This window comes from Ruegeria sp. AB5, from assembly GCF_056542645.1.
This window is the reverse complement of sequence record NZ_JBQGAE010000001.1, coordinates 22,089-43,109: the sequence shown is the minus strand read 5'-3', so window position 1 is coordinate 43,109 and position 21,021 is coordinate 22,089. Positions and strand designations below refer to the sequence as shown.

At 58.6% G+C, this 21,021-nt stretch carries 25 protein-coding genes; 9 read left to right on the top strand and 16 right to left on the bottom strand.

Going from position 1 to position 21,021, the window contains the following annotated elements; all coding sequences use genetic code 11:
- Positions 1–65: 65 nt before the first annotated feature.
- Both ACR0L4_RS00225 and ACR0L4_RS00220 read left to right on the top strand, forming a co-directional pair.
- On the top strand, positions 66–671 hold the full coding sequence (locus tag ACR0L4_RS00225) for a flavin reductase family protein (protein WP_480509698.1): 606 nt from the start codon (positions 66–68) through the stop codon (positions 669–671).
- Positions 671–1,309, top strand: coding sequence for a CatB-related O-acetyltransferase (locus ACR0L4_RS00220; RefSeq protein WP_480509696.1), 639 nt, complete (start codon positions 671–673; stop codon positions 1,307–1,309). The genes ACR0L4_RS00225 and ACR0L4_RS00220 overlap by 1 nt, the downstream gene beginning before the upstream one ends.
- A 32-nt stretch (positions 1,310–1,341) precedes the next feature.
- On the opposite strand, the gene ACR0L4_RS00215 is transcribed toward ACR0L4_RS00220, so the two are convergent.
- Complete coding sequence (locus tag ACR0L4_RS00215; protein WP_480509694.1) at positions 1,342–2,976, bottom strand: SulP family inorganic anion transporter; 1,635 nt, start codon at positions 2,974–2,976, stop codon at positions 1,342–1,344.
- 216 nt (positions 2,977–3,192) lie between these two features.
- Between ACR0L4_RS00215 and ACR0L4_RS00210 the strand changes: the two genes are divergently transcribed.
- Positions 3,193–4,065, top strand: coding sequence for an S-methyl-5'-thioadenosine phosphorylase (locus tag ACR0L4_RS00210; protein WP_480509692.1), 873 nt, complete (start codon positions 3,193–3,195; stop codon positions 4,063–4,065).
- Between the two features lie 2 nt (positions 4,066–4,067).
- Here ACR0L4_RS00210 and ACR0L4_RS00205 read toward each other — a convergent pair whose 3' ends face one another.
- On the bottom strand, positions 4,068–4,907 hold the full coding sequence (locus ACR0L4_RS00205) for an alpha/beta hydrolase (RefSeq protein WP_480509690.1): 840 nt from the start codon (positions 4,905–4,907) through the stop codon (positions 4,068–4,070).
- A 172-nt stretch (positions 4,908–5,079) separates the two neighbouring features.
- On the opposite strand from ACR0L4_RS00205, the gene ACR0L4_RS00200 reads away from it, so the two are divergent.
- On the top strand, positions 5,080–5,709 hold the full coding sequence (locus ACR0L4_RS00200) for a LysE family translocator (protein ID WP_480509688.1): 630 nt from the start codon (positions 5,080–5,082) through the stop codon (positions 5,707–5,709).
- On the opposite strand, the gene ACR0L4_RS00195 is transcribed toward ACR0L4_RS00200, so the two are convergent.
- Positions 5,706–5,879, bottom strand: coding sequence for a hypothetical protein (locus ACR0L4_RS00195; RefSeq protein WP_170659968.1), 174 nt, complete (start codon positions 5,877–5,879; stop codon positions 5,706–5,708). The two genes, ACR0L4_RS00200 and ACR0L4_RS00195, sit on opposite strands and share 4 nt — an antisense overlap.
- A gap of 107 nt (positions 5,880–5,986) precedes the next feature.
- On the opposite strand from ACR0L4_RS00195, the gene ACR0L4_RS00190 reads away from it, so the two are divergent.
- The 3 genes from ACR0L4_RS00190 (at position 5,987) to ACR0L4_RS00180 (ending at position 7,396) form a co-directional block, all read left to right on the top strand.
- On the top strand, positions 5,987–6,121 hold the full coding sequence (locus tag ACR0L4_RS00190) for a hypothetical protein (protein ID WP_480509685.1): 135 nt from the start codon (positions 5,987–5,989) through the stop codon (positions 6,119–6,121).
- 83 nt (positions 6,122–6,204) lie between these two features.
- Entirely contained in the window at positions 6,205–6,744 is a 540-nt protein-coding gene (locus tag ACR0L4_RS00185; protein ID WP_170753214.1) for an adenine phosphoribosyltransferase, read from the top strand.
- Positions 6,745–6,913: 169 nt separating this feature from the next.
- Positions 6,914–7,396, top strand: a complete 483-nt coding sequence (locus ACR0L4_RS00180) for a fasciclin domain-containing protein (RefSeq protein WP_480509683.1) — start codon at positions 6,914–6,916, stop codon at positions 7,394–7,396.
- A gap of 37 nt (positions 7,397–7,433) precedes the next feature.
- Here the strand turns inward: ACR0L4_RS00180 and ACR0L4_RS00175 are convergent, their stop codons facing one another.
- The 13 genes from ACR0L4_RS00175 to coxB form a co-directional block, all read right to left on the bottom strand.
- Complete coding sequence (locus ACR0L4_RS00175; protein ID WP_480509681.1) at positions 7,434–8,849, bottom strand: FAD-binding oxidoreductase; 1,416 nt, start codon at positions 8,847–8,849, stop codon at positions 7,434–7,436.
- 38 nt (positions 8,850–8,887) lie between these two features.
- Positions 8,888–9,706: an MBL fold metallo-hydrolase gene (locus ACR0L4_RS00170; RefSeq protein WP_170753218.1), complete on the bottom strand. Its 819-nt coding sequence runs from the start codon at positions 9,704–9,706 to the stop codon at positions 8,888–8,890.
- An 85-nt stretch (positions 9,707–9,791) separates the two neighbouring features.
- On the bottom strand, positions 9,792–10,202 hold the full coding sequence (locus tag ACR0L4_RS00165; RefSeq protein ID WP_480511104.1) for a hypothetical protein: 411 nt from the start codon (positions 10,200–10,202) through the stop codon (positions 9,792–9,794).
- Complete coding sequence (locus ACR0L4_RS00160; protein WP_480509679.1) at positions 10,085–10,417, bottom strand: hypothetical protein; 333 nt, start codon at positions 10,415–10,417, stop codon at positions 10,085–10,087. The genes ACR0L4_RS00165 and ACR0L4_RS00160 overlap by 118 nt, the downstream gene beginning before the upstream one ends.
- A 4-nt stretch (positions 10,418–10,421) precedes the next feature.
- The gene (locus ACR0L4_RS00155) at positions 10,422–11,006 is read right to left on the bottom strand and encodes a GNAT family N-acetyltransferase (RefSeq protein ID WP_170753294.1); all 585 of its coding nucleotides are present in this window, start codon (positions 11,004–11,006) and stop codon (positions 10,422–10,424) included.
- The gene (locus tag ACR0L4_RS00150) at positions 11,006–12,268 is read right to left on the bottom strand and encodes a M16 family metallopeptidase (RefSeq protein ID WP_480509677.1); all 1,263 of its coding nucleotides are present in this window, start codon (positions 12,266–12,268) and stop codon (positions 11,006–11,008) included. Before ACR0L4_RS00150 ends, ACR0L4_RS00155 begins: the two co-directional genes overlap by 1 nt.
- Positions 12,265–13,653 (bottom strand): threonine synthase, encoded by a 1,389-nt coding sequence (gene thrC / locus ACR0L4_RS00145; RefSeq protein ID WP_480509675.1) that lies wholly within the window; start codon positions 13,651–13,653, stop codon positions 12,265–12,267. Before thrC ends, ACR0L4_RS00150 begins: the two co-directional genes overlap by 4 nt.
- The gene (locus ACR0L4_RS00140) at positions 13,650–14,327 is read right to left on the bottom strand and encodes an SURF1 family protein (RefSeq protein ID WP_480509673.1); all 678 of its coding nucleotides are present in this window, start codon (positions 14,325–14,327) and stop codon (positions 13,650–13,652) included. Before ACR0L4_RS00140 ends, thrC begins: the two co-directional genes overlap by 4 nt.
- 156 nt (positions 14,328–14,483) lie before the next feature.
- Positions 14,484–15,299, bottom strand: coding sequence for a cytochrome c oxidase subunit 3 (locus ACR0L4_RS00135; protein ID WP_480509671.1), 816 nt, complete (start codon positions 15,297–15,299; stop codon positions 14,484–14,486).
- Positions 15,300–15,321: 22 nt separating this feature from the next.
- The gene (locus ACR0L4_RS00130) at positions 15,322–15,897 is read right to left on the bottom strand and encodes a cytochrome c oxidase assembly protein (protein ID WP_480509669.1); all 576 of its coding nucleotides are present in this window, start codon (positions 15,895–15,897) and stop codon (positions 15,322–15,324) included.
- Positions 15,897–16,058: a hypothetical protein gene (locus ACR0L4_RS00125; RefSeq protein WP_170632917.1), complete on the bottom strand. Its 162-nt coding sequence runs from the start codon at positions 16,056–16,058 to the stop codon at positions 15,897–15,899. The genes ACR0L4_RS00130 and ACR0L4_RS00125 overlap by 1 nt, the downstream gene beginning before the upstream one ends.
- Positions 16,055–17,011 (bottom strand): heme o synthase, encoded by a 957-nt coding sequence (cyoE, locus tag ACR0L4_RS00120; RefSeq protein ID WP_480509667.1) that lies wholly within the window; start codon positions 17,009–17,011, stop codon positions 16,055–16,057. The genes ACR0L4_RS00125 and cyoE overlap by 4 nt, the downstream gene beginning before the upstream one ends.
- Positions 17,012–17,096: 85 nt before the next feature.
- On the bottom strand, positions 17,097–18,008 hold the full coding sequence (gene coxB, locus ACR0L4_RS00115; protein ID WP_480509665.1) for a cytochrome c oxidase subunit II: 912 nt from the start codon (positions 18,006–18,008) through the stop codon (positions 17,097–17,099).
- 176 nt (positions 18,009–18,184) lie between these two features.
- Here coxB and tldD point away from each other — a divergent pair, with 176 nt between their 5' ends.
- Both tldD and dprA read left to right on the top strand, forming a co-directional pair.
- Complete coding sequence (gene tldD, locus ACR0L4_RS00110; RefSeq protein WP_480509663.1) at positions 18,185–19,606, top strand: metalloprotease TldD; 1,422 nt, start codon at positions 18,185–18,187, stop codon at positions 19,604–19,606.
- Positions 19,607–19,844: 238 nt separating this feature from the next.
- A complete protein-coding gene (dprA, locus tag ACR0L4_RS00105; RefSeq protein ID WP_480509661.1) occupies positions 19,845–20,975 on the top strand; it encodes a DNA-processing protein DprA in 1,131 nt (376 codons plus the stop codon).
- Positions 20,976–21,021: the final 46 nt, after the last annotated feature.

The window sequence follows — 21,021 nt, the reverse complement described above, 5'->3', positions numbered from 1 at the left end:
TCATTTCCTTGCTGGCATTCGCCCTAGCACTTCGATACGCCTTGGGCAAACGCTTGGAGATGTGAATGTTCTATCGCCCCGAAGACGGCCACGGCCTGCCGCACAACCCGTTCAATGCCATCATCACCCCACGCCCGATTGGATGGATCTCGACCCGCAGCACGGATGGGGTGAACAATCTGGCGCCGTATTCCTTCTTCAACGGAGTTGCGTATTTTCCGCCGCAAGTCATGTTCGCCTCAACAGGCGCAAAACACGATCAGGATGGCGGCAAGGACAGCGTCGCCAACATCGAAGCAACCGGTGTGTTCTGCGTGAATGTCGTCGCCAACGCACATCGGGATGCCATGAACGCCAGTTCTGAAGGCTTGTCCAAGGATATCGATGAGTTCGCTCATGCTGGTCTGACGCCCGTTGAATGCGACACCATTCCTTGTCCGCGAGTCGAAGGGGCCCCCGCCGCGCTGGAGTGCAAGCTGACCAAGATCGTTACCCTGCCGGGCGTGGCCAACCGGGTCGTGTTTGGTGAAGTCACAGGTATTCATCTGCATGACGATCATATCCGCGACGGCAAGTTCGACGTGACCAGTTTCAATCCGCTGTCGCGCCTTGGGTATCGCGACTACGCCGTTGTGTCCGAAGTCTTTAGCCTGACCAGACCGGACGACTGATGCCCCTGCCCGACGCCGCACGCAGATATCCGATAACGTTGCCCGACGGCTCTGAGCACGACGGCACGGTGTTCCTGTCTCAGGCCATTGACCATCCGCGGGTTCAGGCCGGTGACTACAGCTATGCCTCGGACTTTGAACCGCCGCAGGACTGGGCCAGTCGGCTGGCACCGTTTCTGTTCCCGTTCTCTCGGGAAAAGCTGGTCCTGGGCAGGTTCTGTCAGATCGCTCATGGTGTCCGTTTCATCACGGCATCGGCCAACCATGCGATGGACGGGATAACGTGCTATCCCTTCCCGATCTTCGATCCGGCAAACCTGTTGGGCTATCAGCCGGACACCCGAGACACGGTGATCGGCAACGATGTCTGGATCGGCTACGGTGCGTTGATCCTGCCGGGCGCGCAGATCGGTGACGGGGTCATTGTCGGTGCGGGGTCCGTCGTGCGCGGCAAGGTCCCGCCCTATGCCATCGTCATGGGGAACCCCGCCCAAGTTCAACGGTTCCGGTTTGCGCCGGACGTGGTGGACCGGCTGCTTGCACTGAAATGGTGGGATTGGCCAGTCGAGCGGATTGCCCAAGCCGAAGAGGCCCTGCTAGCCGGTGATATTGACGCACTAGAGCGCATTGCACTCTAGCAAAAGGCAACCCCAAGGTCGCCTTTGTTCGCTTAGTGACCGCCCAGAATGCCGGTACGAACCGAGTAATCCACGGCCAGACCATAGTCCGGGTCGTCGTCGCTATCGACCATCAGGTGACCGGCTTTGTTCAGCAGCTTGTGACAGTCGCGGCTGAGATGGCGCAGCATCGCGCGCTTGCCCGCAGCCTCGTATTTGGCGGCTACGTTTTCGATGGCTTGAAGGGCTGACTGGTCCACAACCCGGCTTTCAGCAAAGTCCACAATCACCGTCTCAGGATCGTTGGCGACGTCAAAGATTTCGACGAACCCATCGGACGAGCCAAAGAACAATGGCCCTTGAATTTCATAGACCTTGGCACCTTTCTCGGTCTCCGACTCGCGCGTAACCGCATGGATGCGTTTTGCGTTGTTCCAGGCATACGCGAGGGCCGAGACGATCACGCCCACGACCACCGCAACCGCGAGGTCCTCCATCACTGTCACGACGGTCACCAGAACGATCACGAAAGCGTCCATCAGCGGCACCTTGCGCATAATCTTGAACGAATTCCAGGCGAAGGTGCCGATCACCACCATGAACATCACGCCGACCAGTGCGGCCAGCGGGATTTGCTCAATCAGAGGAGAGGCAAACAGGATGAAGATCAGCAGGAACAACGCCGCTGCGATACCCGCAATTCGGGTGCGACCGCCGGATTTCACGTTGATCATTGATTGGCCGATCATCGCGCAACCGCCCATACCGCCGAAAAAGCCGGTGGCCACGTTCGAGACGCCCTGCGCGATGCATTCCTGCGACGCGCCGCCTCGTTTGCCCGTGATCTCACCCACAAGGTTCAAGGTCAGCAGGGATTCGATCAGGCCGATGGCGGCCAGAATGACGGCGTAGGGCAGAATGATTTCGAAGGTTTCCCAGTTCAGCGGAACCATCGGGATATGGAACGCGGGCAGGCCGCCCTCAATCGAAGCGAGGTCGCCGACACGCGGCACATCCAAACCAAAGCCAATCACCAACGCAGCAATGACCAGAATACCGGCCAATGGTGCGGGAATAACCCGCGTGATACGCGGCATTACCCAGATCACGGCCATGGTCAGCCCCACAAGGCCAAGCATCGTATACAGTTGCAGACCCGAAAGCCACTCGCCACCGCTCATCCCGTGGCCGGTGTTTTCCATGGTCCCGGGCACCTTGAACTGGCCCATTTGGGCCAGAAAGATCACGATCGCCAACCCGTTTACAAAGCCCAACATCACAGGATGCGGCACAAGACGAATGAAGCGACCCCAGTGCATTGCACCCGCAATCACCTGCAAAACCCCCATAAGGACCACGGTCGCGAACAGGTACTCGACCCCGTGTTGCGCCACCAGGGCCACCATGACCACCGCCAGCGCACCGGTTGCACCCGAGATCATGCCGGGGCGACCACCGATCAGTGCCGTGATCAGACCCACCATAAACGCCGCATAGAGCCCAACCAACGGGTGAACACCGGCCACAAACGCGAAAGCCACTGCTTCTGGGACCAGTGCCAGCGCAACGGTCAGCCCTGACAGCAGCTCGATCCGCAGGCGCGAGACGGTCAAACCCTCGTCGGGCATCCAACGCAGATCGGGCTTGGCGATACGGTTGGCAAAGCTTGCCAGCATGGCTCGGGGCATGAAACGGTCCTATGGGTCTTTATGGTCGCGCGAAAGGGGGCCTTCTACCTGTCAAACCGGCCGCGAGATACCGCACCTGGCGGGACCCTGATATGCGCTGTGCGCATGCCTCATCACGAAATAGGCCCAATGGCAAAACAAACGGTTGACCGCACTTGCCAATTTCCTCTGCGACGCCCAGAAATCTGATGCACAAAAAACCTGCGGAGGCCCAGCGTGACCCAAACGAAAATTGCCGTTATCGGCGGATCCGGCATCTATGACATCGACGGGCTGGAAAATGCGGAATGGGTTGGGGTTGAAACGCCGTGGGGCGTACCATCCGACAAAATCCTGACGGGCTCGCTGAACGGGGTCGAAATGGCGTTTCTGCCCCGTCATGGGCGCGGCCACATTCATTCGCCGACCGAGGTGCCATATCGCGCCAATATCGACGCGTTGAAGCGGCTGGGCGTGACAGACGTGATTTCGGTCTCTGCCTGCGGATCTTTTCGCGAGCACATGGCACCCGGAGATTTCGTGATCGTGGATCAATTCATCGACCGCACTTTCGCGCGCGAGAAAAGCTTTTTCGGAACCGGCTGCGTGGCTCATGTCAGCGTTGCCCATCCGACCTGCCCGCGCCTGTCGGACGCGTGTGAAACAGCGGGGATCGGCGCCGGTATCACCGTTCATCGCGGCGGCACCTACCTGGCGATGGAGGGGCCTCAGTTTTCAACTTTGGCTGAATCCAAGATGTATCGCGAGCAATGGGGGTGCGATGTGATCGGCATGACCAATATGCCCGAGGCGAAACTCGCCCGCGAGGCCGAGCTTTGTTATGCCTCGGTCGCGATGGTCACCGACTATGACAGTTGGCATCCCGATCATGGAGAGGTCGATGTGACCGCAATTATCGCCACTCTGACCGGCAATGCCGATAAAGGCCGTGCACTGGTGAAAGGCCTGCCTGCGCTGCTGGGTCCGGTGCGAGCGCCCTGCCCGCACGGGTGTGACCGGGCGCTGGAATACGCAATCCTGACGGCCCCGGAAGAGCGTGACCTGACCGTACTTGCAAAGCTGGACGCAGTGGCGGGTCGGATTCTCTAGGCTCAGGATTGTGGCAGGCTGTCTTGGACCACCTGCCACAAACCATGTGCCCAAAGGTCATCATGAGTGCCGTCATCGATCATATGTAGCTGCGCAGCACTGGCCCGATCAGCAAGGGCTTGGGCGTGGTGCGGCGGCACGACTGTGTCCGCTGAACCATGGAAAATCAGCGTCGGGACATCTATGCCGCCAATAATGTCGCGAGTGGCGAACTGATCCGTCATCAGCAGAGAGACCGGCAACCATGGATAGCGTTCGCCTGCAACATCGACGGTTGCCGTAAAGGGCGCTTCCAGCACCAGCATGGCGGCGTCTTGGCGCTGTACGGCGACGGCTGCTGCGACGCCGGTTCCAAGGCTTTGACCATGCAGGACAACGGATGCGCCCTGAGCGTCCAGCCGATCGAACAGTTCGATCCCGTCTGACACAAAGGCCGTTTCGGACGGGGCACCTGCACTACCCGGATATCCGCGATAGCTTGGGGCAAAAAGCCCATAGCCGCTGTTCAGAATCTCACGGAAGCGTTCGGCGCGGTCAGCCAGATTGCCGCTCTGCCCGTGGAAAAACAGGACAGTCGGAGCCCCCTCGGCAACCGCCGGCGCAGACCACACAGTCACCTCGGTGCCATCGGACATGGGCAGCGACAGGACTTCGACATCCGCCAGACCAACTGCGGCAGGCTCGGGCAGGACGCCCATCGGCTTAAACAGTAAATCGCGCTGATTGACGTACATATAGCCAACGGCCAGCAGATAGAGCGCCCCGATCACTGCGATCAGAACGATGACGGCTTTGGTCAACCGACCATTGCGGCCTTGTCCCAGGCTCTCGCTTTGCACCATTGGGGCCTCCGATCAATACTCCGATCCTATTAGTTTGGGGGTCTGTGCGTCGGGTTCAAGACAGATGAACCCGACTTCATCTTGCTTTAAGAATTTCGGAAGGGGGCCAAAAGCGCTTGACCCCCGCGTCTGGTCGGGGCTTGCTGCAAGACGCATAAGAACAGGATACCCGATGTCTTTTGAACTCTGGTTGGCCTTTGTGGCCGCGTCGACCGCATTGCTGCTGATCCCAGGTCCGACCGTTTTGCTGGTGCTCAGCTACGCGCTGTCGAAAGGGCGCAGCGTGGCAGTGTCTTCGGCCACAGGCGTCGCCGTCGGCGATCTGATTGCGATGACGGCATCACTGCTGGGACTCGGCGCTCTGGTTCTTGCATCCGCGACCCTGTTCACAGTGCTGAAGTGGGTCGGAGCGGCCTATCTTGTCTGGTTGGGCATCAAACTGTTGCGCAGTGCGCCGTCTGGTGGGCTGAATCCGATTGAAACCGGGCGCGATGTCACTGCACGCGGGGTATTCGGACATGCTGCAGCCGTGACTGCTCTGAACCCGAAATCCATTGCCTTCTTTATCGCCTTCGTCCCGCAATTCCTGCGCCCGGCCGAGCCCTTGGGCCCGCAATTCGTCATTCTGATTGCAACCTTCGTGGGCCTCGCATGGCTGAACGCGCTGGCCTATGCCCTGCTTGCGGACCGGCTTCGCGTGATGATCGGACGCGCGGGCGTTATCAACGCGATGACACGGTTCGGAGGATTGGCCCTGATTGGAATGGGCGTTGCCACTGCAGTTCTGCGGCGACCTGCCTAATCGTCTGCATTCTCTTTCATGAACCCGCGGATAAAGCGGCGAATTTCGCGTGCTGCCGACGTGTCCAGCTCTTTGCACAATTCAACAAAGGCATCTCGTTCATCCTTGTCCAGACGCAACACCAACTGGCTGTTTTTCTTGGTAGAACCCTTGCCGTCTTTCTTTGCCACGTGAATTGATCCTGTCAGTCCCTTGATTCCTTTAGCGATGCATTGTATATACATAGCATAGAAGTTGTAGATATCGGGCACCTAACAACAAAAAAAGGATTATGGCAATGAACCTTCATGCTGCTCAGGCATTTCTTTTGCGCGACCAGCGCAATTGGCGCAAACCTCACCTGTCGTGGCTGCCTGCCTCGCTATATCGGTATTACGGGTTGTCGAAGGCCGTGCCGACGCGGCGCAAGTAAAGCTGGACAGGATTCTATCCTTGCATGCGTGACCCTGATGGGCCAAACACCCCGGCGTGTTCTGACGCCAAAAGGGGTGCCGCATGTCCAGAAACAACTCGGTCAAGGATTACATCCGAACCATTGTCGACTTTCCCCACGAAGGGATCATGTTCCGCGATGTCACCACCCTTTTTGCCGATCCGCGCGGGTTTCGTATGGCCATCGACCAAATGTTGCACCCGTATGCCGGTGAGCGTATCGACAAGGTCGTCGGCCTCGAAGCACGTGGTTTCATTCTGGGCGGGGCCATTGCGCACCAGCTGAGTGTGGGCTTTGTACCGATCCGCAAAAAGGGCAAGCTGCCCGGCACCACGATCAGTCAGGACTACAAACTGGAATATGGCGAAGCGATTGTCGAGATCCACGATGACGCCATTCAAGCGGGTGAGAAGGTTCTGGTTGTCGACGATCTGCTGGCCACTGGCGGAACCGCTGGCGCTGGCATCAAACTGATCGAACGACTGGGTGGTGAGATTATTTCTTGCGCCTTCATCATTGATCTGCCGGAACTGGGCGGTCGAAAAGTGCTGGAGGACATGGGGATGGATGTTCATGTCCTGTGTGAGTTCGAAGGCCTCTGATCCCGTAACATTCACATATTTTTGAGTTGAAATCTGAATCTGCGCGAGCTTAGCGCGGGTCAGGTGCATTTCAATGAAACTCTTTGCACGCCCTGCGTGATCCGTATGCACCGCCCGCCGTATCCCGGTTGATGCTGCTTGAAGCATTTCTAACTTGGGAGATTACATCATGTTCCGCAAACTCGCAGTCGCCAGTGTCGCAACCATCCTTTTGGGCACCTCGGCCATGGCGGATGGCCATGGCAAGGACATCGTTGACACTGCCGTCGCAGCCGGAAGCTTTGAAACGCTCGTCGCCGCCGTTCAGGCCGCCGAACTGGTCGATACGCTGAAAGGCGATGGCCCGTTCACCGTGTTTGCCCCAACAGACGAGGCTTTTGCGGCCCTGCCCGAAGGTACAGTGGCCGAATTGCTGAAGCCCGAGAACAAGGATCAGCTGGTGGCCGTGCTGACCTACCACGTGGTGCCGGGCAAGGTGATGTCGGGCGACCTGTCCGATGACATGACCGCAGCGACCGTCCAAGGTGGGGACATCACAATCGATCTGGATTCTGGTGTTATGGTGAACGACGCCAACGTCGTTCAAGCCGATATCGAGACATCCAATGGCGTGATCCACGTGATCGACAAGGTCATTCTGCCCGCCTCGTAAGCACTACTGGGCACGGCCCGGATGTTCTGGGCCGTGTTTACCGTTTGAGAACCGCTCCGGGATTCATGATCCCTTTCGGGTCCAGAGCAGCCTTGATAGCCCGCATAGCCCGCAGCTTGGCCGGATCGCCGTAGCGTTCCAGATCATCGGCCTTCAACCGCCCGACGCCATGTTCGGCACTGACCGACCCGTGAAAAGAATGCACCAAGTCGTGCACCGCCCGTTTTACAGCAGCACGACGATCCACGAAATCTTCGCGGCTCTGCCCCTTCGGGGGGAACACATTGTAGTGCAGATTGCCGTCACCCAAATGTCCAAAACAATTGATCCGAAACGGACCAAGCGCGCCGACAACCTCGGCCCCCTGGCGGATGAACTCAGGGATCGCTGAAATCGGCACCGAGATATCGTGGCTTGAGACCGAACCGATCAGACGGTTTGCCTCGGGGATGCGTTCACGCACGGCCCACAGATCACTACGTTGCGCCTCGCTTTGAGCGATCACGCCGTCGCTGACAAAGCCGGATGTCTCAGCGGCGGCAAAAATCGATTCCAAAGCCTCGGAAGGATTCTGCCCCGCCGCCAATCCCAGTTCGACCAGCACACACCATTCAGGCGGGCTGTCAAAAGGCTGGCGGACATCCGGCACCATTTCGGTCAGGAAGTTGAACCCCTGCCGGTGGATCAACTCAAAAGAACTGACCGTCTCGCCCACCAGATCGCGTGTCATGGCCAGCAGATCGATCGCCGCCTCGGGCGAAGCCACCTGAAACATCGCAGTGCCTACACTGGCCGGGCGCGGGAACAGCTTCAGCGACGCAGCGGTGATGATGCCCAGCGTTCCTTCGGACCCAATCAGCAAATTGCGCAGATCATAGCCCGTGTTGTCTTTCCGCAAGCGGCTGAGCCCGTGCCATATTTCACCGTTGGGCAGAACTGCCTCAAGCCCCAAACACAGATCCCGCGCATTCCCATAGCGCAAAACGTTGACGCCCCCGGCATTGGTCGCAAGATTTCCACCGATCCGGCACGACCCTTGTGCGGCCAGAGAAAGCGGAAATAAACGGTCGGCATCCTCGGTGGCTGCGTGCACATCTTCAAGAATGGCCCCCGCTTCGGCAATCAGAACGTTTTCAGTGGGGTAAACCGCGCGAATGGCTGTCATCCGCTCCAGTGAAATCAACAGGGGGACGGGACCATCTGGCATGACTTGACCGCCCACTAGGCCCGTGCCGCCCCCGTACGGCACGACCGGCACATGTGCGTCAAAGGCGAGCCGGATCAGCGTTGCCACCTCCTCGACACTGCGCGGCAAGGCCAAGAGCCCAATGTGGCCCACAAAGCGGTTGCGCGGCTCTTCCGCATAACGCTCGGCGACCGGGCGCAGGATGTCACGTCCCAAAGCGGTATGAATTGCATCGGCAAATCGATCATCGGCTGGGTTCAGTTGCATAGCCCTTCCTTGCCCAACCCAAATCCGTCCGGCAAGCCCTATTCCGGATCGATCAGGTATTGCGGCTCCAGCACGACCACGGTGGGCCGGTCCGGCAGTGTTCTCAGTGAGACTGTCAGCTCGGACACCCCGTCGCGCTCGACCGGGAAGTCATTGCGGATATCCGCCAGAAAGCGATCCAGCGAGAAGCTGGAAAACCAGTGCATCGGGATGATCACCGAGCTTTTCAGGCGCCTGAGCACCGAGATCATCTCGGGCAAAGGCATGGTCGTCCCGCCATCCACAGCTGCCATGACTACATCCAACCGCCCCAGCGCGGCGAACTGCTCATCCGAGGGTACGTGATGCAGATGACCCAGGTGGCCAATACACAGGCCTTCGACCTCGAACACAAAAATCGAGTTTCCCTTTTCCTCGACCCCGCCATAAGCCGACCTGATATCGGTCGAGACATTGCGAACAAGCAATTCACCCAAATCCAAATGATGCTCGATACCCTGCCCGAACTCTCCCCAGCCCGGCAGCACATGCGGAATGGCCGGGTCCGGGTGCGCCGTCCAATGGGTGCTATGGGCGTGGTTCATCGTCACCACATCCGGGATAAGATCGGCGCTGCCGATAAAGCCGGTGAAATCAGTGACCGCGTTCAGCCCGCCCTGCGTTTGGATCAGGAAAGACGCATGCGCGATGTAGCTGATCCGCACCGAAAACTCTGGCACCGGGTCCTGCCAGGACGCTTTTTGGATGTACTCGATTCCGGGTGCTGCGTCTGCGATTGCAATGCAATGGCTGGGTTGCCGCTCCTGCGCCGCCGCCCCGCCCGAAATCACCATCAATGCCGCAAAGACCCAGCGCATGAGGGAAGTGTAGCGCAGAAAACGAATATGTCACGTTCCGGATACCGCGGACTGAGGCAACAGCGGCAAATCCCTGATTAGTGCGTTAGATCACGACACACTTGCGCAACTTAAACGGGCGCGAGACCTTTGCCTCACGCAGCGCTTGAGCCAGCGCATCACTCACGAAAAACGCGCGACGCATTTGCGTGACGATCCAAAGGTCCGGTCCATCAAGGGCGGACGCGGCCACGGTGACATCATTATCCTGAGCCGCCATCGGCGGTTCCCAAATGTCATAATCTTCATACGGTTTTCTGATGCGTTTGCACTGATCCATCAGCACCGCTGTCTTTTGTGCACCAAAATTGAGACTGTAGTATTCGCCTTCCACAGGTGTCATTCGATCATGTTGAAAGAGTTTGACAGGGTAAAGACTGCCTTTTCCAAGATCAAACTGGAGCAAAACCTCTGCGCAGGCGGCGGAAACCGTCCAAGTTCCACCGGCATTAAAAATATCGGGTTGTTTTTTTCCTTTTTGTCTTTGTACTTAGCATACATTTCCTTCGGGAAACGGTCCGCCGGCAAAGGTTCGCCAAGGTTACTCCTTTTCATCGCGTCGACTGCACGATCCATGTTTTCAAGCACAACATCTGCCTTGAAGCCTCTTATGCTGGACGCGCTGGCCATTGCGAAGCTGAGCCATACTATCGGTTTCTTACCCTGCGCCATTGCCCTACCCCGCGTCGGTCTTACCGCGCCGGTCTGACCGCAAGCTGGCGTACAGAACATGCGTCCGCCACCGCCCGTTGATCTGCAAATAGGATTGCGCCACGCCTTCGTATTTGAAACCCGAACTTTCCAGCAACCCGCGCGAGGCGGCGTTTTCCGGCAGGCAGGCGGCCTCAACCCGGCTCAGGTCCAATCGGGTGAAGGCATAATGAACGACTGCGCCAATGGCCTCGCGCATATAGCCATTGCGCGCGAACGCCTGTCCGGTCCAGTACCCCAGCGTTCCCGCCTGCGCCGGGCCTCGGCGCACGTTGTCCAGGGTGATCGCGCCCAGCAGGACGTCGTCGGATCGGCGGAACAAAAACAGCGGAATCGCGGTACCGCTGGCAACGGAACGCTGCGCCCAATAGACCCGATTGGTAAAGGACTTGCGGCTCAGATGGTCCTTGGCCCAGATCGGCTCCCACGGGGTCAGATATTCTTTTGACGCGCGCCGCAGCGCCGCCCAGTCGTTGAAATCGGAATGCACGGGGGGCCGCAAACTGAGGCGCTCGGTTTCGAGTTTCAGCTTGCGTCGACCCAGAAGCATCACGCCGCGCGCCTCTCCTGCAACGTTGCCAGCGAAGGTGCACCCGAGACCGGGCCGTACAATGCCAGCGCCGCCGGGGCTTTTACGGCCATCTCTTCGGCAAAGGCGCGGACGTCCTCGGTGCAAACCGCATCAATTTTTGCCACAGTATCCTCAAGAGAGGGCACCCGGCCCCAAATCTGCACCAGACGTGCCAACCGTTCAGCGCGGTTCGAGGGGCTTTCCAACCCCATCAGCATCCCGGCCTTCATCTGGGCACGGGCCCGAGCCACTTCTTCGTCATTCATATCGTCGGCGGCACGTTTCATCTCATCAATTGTGATGGTGGCGAGTTCCGCAACCTGATCCGCAGAGGTGCCAGCATAAATCGTCGTCGTGCCGGTATCCGCATAGGCCCCGGTCTGCGCAAAGATTGTATAGCAAAGGCCGCGCGTTTCCCGAACTTCCTGGAACAGGCGCGAGGACATGCCCCCGCCCAAAGCGGTCGAGTATATCTGCGCGGTATAGATCGCGTCGTCGCGATAGCCCGGGCTTTCCAGCGCCAGCGCGAAATGCGCCTGTTCAAGCTCTTTCTCTTGCCGCGCCTCGCCACCGGTAAACCGGGCCGCTTCGGGGATCAGCCCCTTGCGCGGCTTCAGATGGCCAAACATCTCTTCGGCCATTTTCATCAGTGCATCGTGATCAACCGCACCAGCCGCCGACAGGATCATCTGTTCGGGCCCATAATGTTCGGCCACAAAACCCGACAGATCCTCGCGCGAGAATGCGCTGACACGTTCGGATGGGCCCAGAATGGTGCGGCCCAAGGGCTGATCATGATAGCTCTGCTCTTGTAGCCAGTCAAAGATCACGTCGTCCGGCGTGTCATAGGCTTGACCGATTTCCTGCAGGATCACGCCGCGCTCGACCTCGATCTCGCGCGGGTCGAAAACCGGGTTCAGAACGATGTCGCCGATAACATCCATCGCCAGCGCCACATCGTCTTTCAGAACACGCGCGTAATAGGCCGTCACCTCGCGCGAGGTATAGGCGTTGATATAGCCGCCGACATCCTCGATCGCTTCGGCGATTTGCAGCGCGGAACGGCGCTCGGTTCCCTTGAACGCCATATGCTCCAGGAAATGGGCAATGCCATTCTGTTCGATCCGTTCATGCCGCCCACCGGCGGTCACCCAGATGCCGATGGCGGCAGATTGCAGCCCCGGCATATGTTCACTGACGATACGGAATCCGTTCTTCAGTTGGTCTTGTCTGACAGTCACTCGGCGATATGCCCTTTGATATGATCCTCGAGGGCGCCCAGATCATTGGCGATGCGGGTCACCCGTTCCGGACGTTCATACAGATCAGACATGCGAGAGGGAAGAGGCGGATGTTCGCCGCTCGCCTTCTCAACCGCAGCCGGGAATTTCGCCGGATGCGCGGTGGCCAAGGTGATCATCGGCACATCTGCGGCGCGGTGATCTTCGGCCACCTTGATGCCCACGGCCGTATGCGGACAGACCAGTTCGGCGCTATGGGCCAGGGTGGAGGTGATCGTCGCCAGCGTTTCCTCTTCGGACACGCGGCCCGAGTCAAAGCTTTCGCGCAGCGCTTCCATCGCGCCCTGGCTGATATTGAAACCGCCCGTCTTAAGCTCATCCATCAGCTGGGCGACGGCGCTGCCATCCTCATCATAGGCATAGTAGAGCGCGCGCTCAAAGTTCGAGCTGACCTGAATATCCATCGACGGGCTGATCGAAGGGATCGTATCGCCCTTGAAATACCCCTCGCCCGACAAGCAGCGGTGCAGGATGTCATTCTGGTTGGTCGCTACCAACAGCCGGTCAATCGGCAGACCCATACGCTTGGCCAGATAGCCCGCGAAGATGTCGCCGAAATTGCCGGTGGGCACCGTAAAGCTCACCTTGCGATGCGGCGCACCCAGGCTGACGGCTGCTGAGAAGTAATAGACGATCTGCGCCAGCACGCGTGCAAAGTTGATCGAGTTCACCCCGGCCAGTTTCACCCCATCACGGAAGTCGAAATCGTTGAACATATCCTTCAGCGCGGCCTGGCAATCGTCGAAATCGCCATCCACTGCCAAGGCATGCACATTGCTGTCCGCAGGCGTGGTCATCTGACGGCGCTGCACCTCGGACACGCGGCCATGCGGGTACAGGATGAACACATCCACCGCGTCCAGTCCCCGGAACGCCTCAATGGCCGCCGAGCCTGTATCGCCGCTGGTCGCGCCCACGATGGTCACCCGATCATTGCGCCGTTTCAGCGCCACCTGGAACAACTGACCGATCAGCTGCATGGCAAAGTCCTTGAAGGCCAGCGTCGGCCCATGGAACAGTTCCAACAGGAAATGGTTCTCGTTCAATTGCTTCAGCGGCGCGCGGGCGTCATGGCCAAAGCCTGCATAGGCGCGGGCAATGATTTGCTTGAACTCATCCTCGCCAAAGGACCCACTGACATAGGGCCACATCACGCGAAAGGCGATCTCTTCATACGGCAGACCGGCCAACGCGGCGATTTCATCCTGGCTCATCACAGGGATTTCAGCAGGCAGATACAGGCCGCCGTCACGGGCCAGCCCGGTCAGCATCGCCTCTTCAAAACTCAGTTCGGGCGCCTGCCCACGGGTTGAGACATATTTCATTGCGCTTCACTCTCAGAATTGGCGCGACTGCGCCACAGGAAATAAACGGTCATCGCGGCCCAGACCAAAGCAAGACCAAACCAGGTGATTGCATATTGCAGGTGATCATTTGGAATGCCCGCCGTATCCACTGGCAAAGGCGTCACATTCGGGTCGGTCTGCGAGCGGGCAATCACCAAGACAGGTTCGGTTCCCAGCGCAGCCGAGAGTGTCGGCACATCGCGCGCAAACCAGATGTTTTCATCGATATCCGGCGCGGGCGTATAGCTGTCAATCTCGTCAGGCCAGTGCAGGTTTCCAGTGACCTCCATCGGGCCGGTCAGGCGTTCGGTGCGTTTGGCGGTCGTTGGCACAAACCCCCGGTCCACCAATATGGTGCGATCGTTGACCTGGAACGGTTGAATGATCCGATACCCTGCCCCGACCTGTTTGACCGAAACCAGAACGTGAATCTCGCCGGGCTGCATCTCACCCGATACCGAGACCGGCAGGTATTTGTCCCCTGCTTCGGAAACCTGCTGCGGCAGGGAAACCGGCTCGGCAGAGATGCGGGTTTCTATGTCGGCCAGGACGCCCTGCTTCCACGCCAGACGCTGCACCTGCCAGAGACCCAGAGACAGCAATATGGCCAGACCGGCGAGCCCGAAGATCAGTAGAAACACAATGCGGCGCATGGGTGGTAGAAACCTCGTTGCAGGAACCGGCGTCTTGTTAAGGGGGGTGTGGCCCGAATTGCAACCACGCAATTGTATGGGGCGCAATCTTGCGCCCCGGATAGAGAAAAAGCCGCCCAAAAGGGCGGCTTTTGCAATTGGGTTCACCCTCAGGATTTACAGGAACGGTGCCTGTCCCCAGATGTAGACAGCGAAAAACAGGAACAGCCAGACAACGTCGACAAAGTGCCAGTACCAGGCTGCGGCTTCGAAACCGACATGCTTCTCGGGGGTGAAATCTCCTTTCAGTGCCCTGATCAGACAGACCGACAGAAAGATGGTTCCGATGATCACATGCGCACCGTGAAAGCCCGTTGCCATGAAGAAGTTCGAATAGAACTGATCGCCACCAAACACCCAGTCTTCATGGGCCAGCAACTCATAGTATTCATAAGCTTGCAGCGCGGTGAACAGAATACCCAGAACAATACCAATGGCCAGACCGTTGATCAGGGCCTTGCGGTCATTGTCATGCACCAGAGCATGGTGCGCCCAGGTGATTGCACAGCCCGACAGCAGCAGGACCAGAGTGTTGATCAGTGGCAGATGGAACGGGTCAACTGCGTGAATATTCGGCTGGATGTATTCGGTGCCAGCATATTCGTACATCGGGTACATGCGATGTTTGAAGAACGACCAGAACCAGGCGAAAAAGAACATCACCTCGGACATCACGAACAGGATGAAGCCATAGCGCAGGCCGATGCGCACAACTGGCGTGTGATCGCCCTGACGGCTTTCCACCACAACTTCGGACCACCACGCGAACATGGTGTAAAGGACTGCGACAAGCCCGGCCCAGAACATCCACGGCGTAACACCGTGCATCCAAAGGACGGCTCCGAACAGCATCACAAAGCCGCCAATCGCGCCGATCAGTGGCCAGATCGACGGGGCCAGAATGTGATAATCATGGTTTTTTGCGTGTGCCATCAGCGTCCCTCACCTACAGGCGTTAGTTCGTGTTTGTATCTGCCTGCGTCTCAAGGGCGGCAAAGCCCTCGGGCAGGTCGATTTCGTAGAATGTATACGACAGCGTAATCGTATGCACATATTTGGCTTCCAGATCTTCAACCATTTCCGGGTCTACGAAGAAGCTTACGGGCATCTCAACCCGCTCGCCCGGTTGCAACACCTGCTCTTCAAAGCAGAAACAGGCGATCTTCTGGAAATATCCTCCGGCCGAATACGGCGCTACGTTGTAGGAGGCCTGCCCGGCTATGGGCCGGTCGGTCGGGTTGTAGGCTTCGTAGAAGGCCAGACCGGTTTCGCCGATGCGAACGTCCATTTCGCGTTCGATGGGCTTGAACTCCCACGCCATGCCTTTGGCTTTTGAGGCGTCAAAGCGCACGGTGACGACGCGGTCCAGGATATCGTCCGGGGCCTCTTCGGCCACACCGGTTGTGCCACCAAATCCGGTAACGCGGCAGAACCAGTCATAGAAAGGCACGGCCGCCCAGGCCAAACTGCCCATCAGGATGACCACACCCACCGTTTGCGCAACTGTCTTCTGCGGACCCGTCAATGCCATCAGTTCTGTACCTCCTCAGTCGCCATGCCAAAGTCAGTGCCCGACACTTTCACGACCGTCAGGCCAAAAATGATCACGATGAACGCCGCCAGCGTCAGGCCAACGCCTAGATTGCGGCCAAAACGGCGCTGGTGCAATTCGTGGCTTTTGCGCAGGCTCATGACCAGCCCCCCAAGCCATAGGGTTTCAACAGTGCTTCGGCCAGAATGGCGCCGAAATGCAGGAACAGGTACAGCAGAGAGAGCTTGAAAAAGCTGCGCTCGACCTTGAAGTCGTCAGCTTCCGAGTCGTCCTCTGTCCGCCGCGCGATCTGCCACGCGCCATGCAGGAACAGCGCGTTCATGACAACTGCAACCGTCAGGTAGACTGGACCGCCAATGCCCGAGAATGCGGTGCCCACAGCCAACAGAGCCAGCAAAACCGTATAGATCAGGATATGCCGGCGGGTTGACCGGCGTCCATGGGTGACGGTCAGCATCGGTACACCCGCATCATCGTAATCAGACCGCATGAACAGGGCCAGTGCCCAGAAATGCGGGGGCGTCCACATAAAGGTCAGAGCAAACATCAACCAGGGCTCGATCGACATCGACCCTGTCGCAGCGACCCATCCGATAACCGGCGGGAAGGCTCCGGCCGCGCCACCGATCACGATGTTTTGCGGTGTCAGCCGTTTCAGCCACATCGTGTAGACGACAACATAGAAAAAGATCGTAAAGGCAAGGAAGGCACCCGCGAACCAATTGGTCGCGAGCCCCAGCATTATGACCGACAGGCCCGACAGCCCAAGACCCAGCGCCAGTGCTTCGCCACGCTCAACCTTGCCCGACGGGATCGGGCGGCGCTTGGTGCGCTTCATCACCGCGTCGATATCGGCATCCCACCACATGTTAAGTGCCCCCGATGCTCCGCCGCCGATGGCGATGAACAGGATGGCGCAGAACCCCACAAAAGGGTGCACAGCAACCGGAGCCGCAAGCAATCCGACCAGGGCCGTGAACACGACCAATGACATCACACGTGGCTTCAGCAGAGCGAAATAATCGCCAAAGCTGGCCTCGTCCGCGTATGACGTAGCGGGCGCTGAGCTGGCATTGATGCTTGCGTCTGTCATGTCCGGTCCTTCTGGGGCGAAAGCCGCGCGATTGCCCGCGCAGCTTGCTTTCCATCATAGGCAGCATGCGCCGCCTGGAGTGTGATCAATTCGATGCGACCTGATAGCCTTGCGGCAGGCCTGCATACTCGTCGATCGCGCCTTTCAACCATTCTTCATAGGCTTCTTCGCTGACCACTTTCACGGTGATCGGCATATAGGCATGGTCCTTGCCGCAAAGTTCCGAGCACTGACCAAAATAGATGCCTTCACGATCCGCTTCGAACCACAGTTCGGCCAGACGTCCAGGCACACCGTCCTGCTTTACGCCGAAGGACGGGATGGTCCACGAGTGGATCACGTCCGACGCAGTGACCTGCATGACGATGACTTTGCCGACCGGCACGACAACAGCGGTGTCGGTTGCCAGCAGCCATTCGTCGTCACTGTAACCCGCATCCGCCAGTTTTGCGCGCATCGCGTCGTCCAGAACAAATGGACTTACGTCGGCATCCGCGGGACGAGACCCTTCGTCCAAGGTCGCCGGGTGGCCCAGCATATAGCTGTCAAACGCGAAATCATGATCGACATACTCATAGGTCCAGTACCACTGGTTGCCCACCACCTTGATGACGACGTCACCTTCGGGAATTTCCTGCTGCTTGAACAGAACCGGCAGCGAGAACGCCCCGATGAAAACCAGAATCAGGATCGGACCAAGGGTCCAGGCAATCTCGACCGGGGTGTAGTGCGAGAATCGCGCGGGCTCGGGGTTGGCGCGCCGGTTGTAGCGCACGATGCAGTAGACCAGCAGGCCCGCAACGAAAACGCAGATCGCGGTGATGATCACCAGAATCATGGCGTCCAGTCGGTGAATCCCTTCTGCCAGACTTGTGGCTGCGGGCTGAAAGCCCAGGCCGCCATCGACCGGCTTACCAATAATTTCAAGCTCCTGAGCCATGGCGGGAAGGCTGGAGAGGGCTGTCATAAACCCCGAAAGCATCAAAGCATTCTTCATGTTCTGTCCTGATCGTTTGATCTTTGCGTCCCTGGCGAAAAGGTGTGAATCGGTCACACCTCACCCGTTGTCTTTGGCCGCGTTAAAAACCATATTCCTGCGGGTAGATAAAGCAAAATGCTTGCGTCAAACAGACGCTATTTTTGATCTGGATCAAACCGGAAAGGCCGCAACCCATGTCTCAAGCCCCGTTTCGCCCGTTTGAAAGCGCTCTGCCGCATGATGAAGCACTGGCCATTCTGCAGGCAGCCACCGCCGGAGCCGAGGACGGAGAGCTGTTTGTAGAACGGCGAAAATCCGAGTCTCTGGTCTTTGACGACGGGCGTCTGAAGACTGCTTCGTACGACGCATCCGAAGGGTTTGGCCTGCGCGCTGTGCAGGGCGAGGTCGCCGGATATGCGCATTCCACCGAGGTCTCCATCCCGGCGCTCAAGCGCGCATCCGAGACGGCGCGACTGGCCGTTGGGGATGGCGGTGGCACCTTGGCCGAGGCACCCATGCCAACCAACAAACGCCTATATACGGATGAAGATCCGATCGAGACTGCTGGTTTCCCGGTCAAAGTCGAAACCCTGCGAGAGATAGACGCCTTTGCCCGTGATCTGGACCCTCGGGTCGTGCAGGTCAGCGCATCGATCACCGCTGCGGTTCAGGAAGTGGAAATTCTGCGTCCCGATGGTGTTTTGGTCCGCGATGTACGCCCCATGACCCGCCTAAACATATCGGTCATTGTCGAACAGGATGGCCGACGCGAAAGCGGATCGGCTGGTGGCGGCGGCCGCGTGGGTCTGAGTGGATTGATTGATCCCGGCGATTGGCAGGACAAAGCCCGAGAGGCGCTGCGGATTGCGCTTGTCAACCTCAAGGCCGTCCCGGCCCCTGCTGGTATTATGGAGGTCGCACTCGGCCCCGGATGGCCCGGTATCTTGTTGCATGAAGCCATCGGCCACGGGCTGGAGGGCGATTTCAATCGCAAAGGCAGCTCGGCTTTTGCCGGTCTTTTGGGCACACAGATTGCCTCGAAAGGCGTGACCGTGGTGGATGACGGTACGATTGCAGACCGCCGGGGCTCGATCACTGTGGATGACGAGGGCACACCCAGTTCACGCACGGTACTGATCGAGGACGGCATTCTAACGGGGTACATGCAGGACCGTCAGAACGCGCGCCTGATGGGCGTCGCCCCCACCGGCAACGGACGGCGGCAGAGCTATGCGCACAAGCCGATGCCAAGGATGACCAATACCGTGATGCTGAGTGGCGATGCCGATCCTGCATCTTTGGTTGCAGACATCAAGGACGGCATCTGGGCCGTAGGGTTTGGTGGCGGCCAGGTCGACATCACCAACGGCAAGTTCGTTTTCTCATGCACCGAGGCCTATCGGGTTGAGAACGGCAGGATAGGTGCTCCGGTCAAGGGTGCAACGCTGATCGGGGATGGGCCGTCCGCGCTAAAGCGTATCCGGGGGCTGGGCAACGACATGGCACTGGACCCGGGGATGGGAACCTGCGGCAAGGACGGTCAATGGGTGCCTGTGGGCGTCGGCCAGCCGACCGTTCTCATGGACGGGCTGACAGTAGGAGGCTCGGCCGCCTGAGTCGGAATCGTCAAAAATCGAAAGGCGCAGGGTTAACGCTGCGCCTTTTTTCTGCGCTTGCCCTGAAGGCGTCAGTTCGCAAAGTCGCATTTTGGAGGAAAATTTTTCATATCAAAATCAAAGTGTTAGTTGGGTTCAAGTTTCTGAAACGCAAAAAGATTTCCTCTAATTTTCCAAGATTTACAGGCTGTTAACCCCGACACCCGTAAACCAGTTCTGCAATCAGGCGGAGCATCGGATGACCGAAGAGCAGCTTTCTTCCAATCACCCCCCACTCCCACCCACCACGGAAGAGGACCGGTTTTCCTGGCTCCGTCTGTTGCGTTCGCGCAAGGTTGGACCGGCAACGTTTCGTCGGCTTCTGCGTGAACATGGCTCGGCGCAGAACGCGCTGGCCGCGCTGCCTGAAATGGCACGCGCTGCCGGAATAGAAGGGTATGAAATCTGCCCCCCCGGTGTGATCGAGGCGGAACTCAAGGCCGCAAAAGCCGCCAAAGCGCGACTTTTGTGCCTTGGGTCCGCGGATTTCCCGGCAGCATTGCATGACCTCACTGATGCGCCGCCGATGTTATGGGCCATAGGCGACACGTCTGTCTTGCAGCGCACAGCGATTGCATTGGTCGGTGCCCGGAATTGCTCATCCCTGGGGGCTCGTATGGCACGTGGGCTGGCAAAGGAGCTTGGTGGACAGGGGTTTGTCATCGTGTCGGGGCTGGCACGCGGCATTGATACATCCGCGCATCTGGCTTCGGTCGAGACCGGAACCATTGCCGTGATGGCCGGGGGCGTGGACGTGATCTACCCAGCCGAAAATGCAGATCTGGCGCGCAGCATCAGCGAAAAAGGCCTTCGGCTTTCGGAACAGCCAATCGGTGTGACACCGCAAGCACGGCATTTCCCCCGTCGCAACCGGATAATCTCTGGGCTGGCGCAGGCCGTCATCGTCGTCGAAGCGGCCGCAAAATCGGGCAGTCTGATCACCGCCCGGGATGCCTTGGATCAGGGGCGCGAGGTGTTGGCTGTTCCCGGCCACCCTTTTGATGCGCGCGCGGCAGGTTGCAACCTTCTGATCCGAGACGGTGCAACCTTGGTGCGGTCGGCAGAAGATGTGATCGACGCGCTACCTTTGCAACAACAGGATGCGATGGATCCCCCAGAACCCACCTCCACTCACTTTGCACAAATTGCGCAACCCAAAGCGCTACAGAATGAGATTTTGATGCGTCTTGGCCCGTCCCCCATTGCAGAAGATCAATTGATCCGTGATATCGCGGCCTCGGCAGGTGAAATCGGCCCGGTGTTGGTTGATCTGGAATTGGATGGGCGGATACAACGCCAACCCGGTGGACTGCTTTCTTTGGCCAGTTGACCCAGACAGTGCCGGCGCAAATGTGGGCATGTTTCGCCCTCGAACC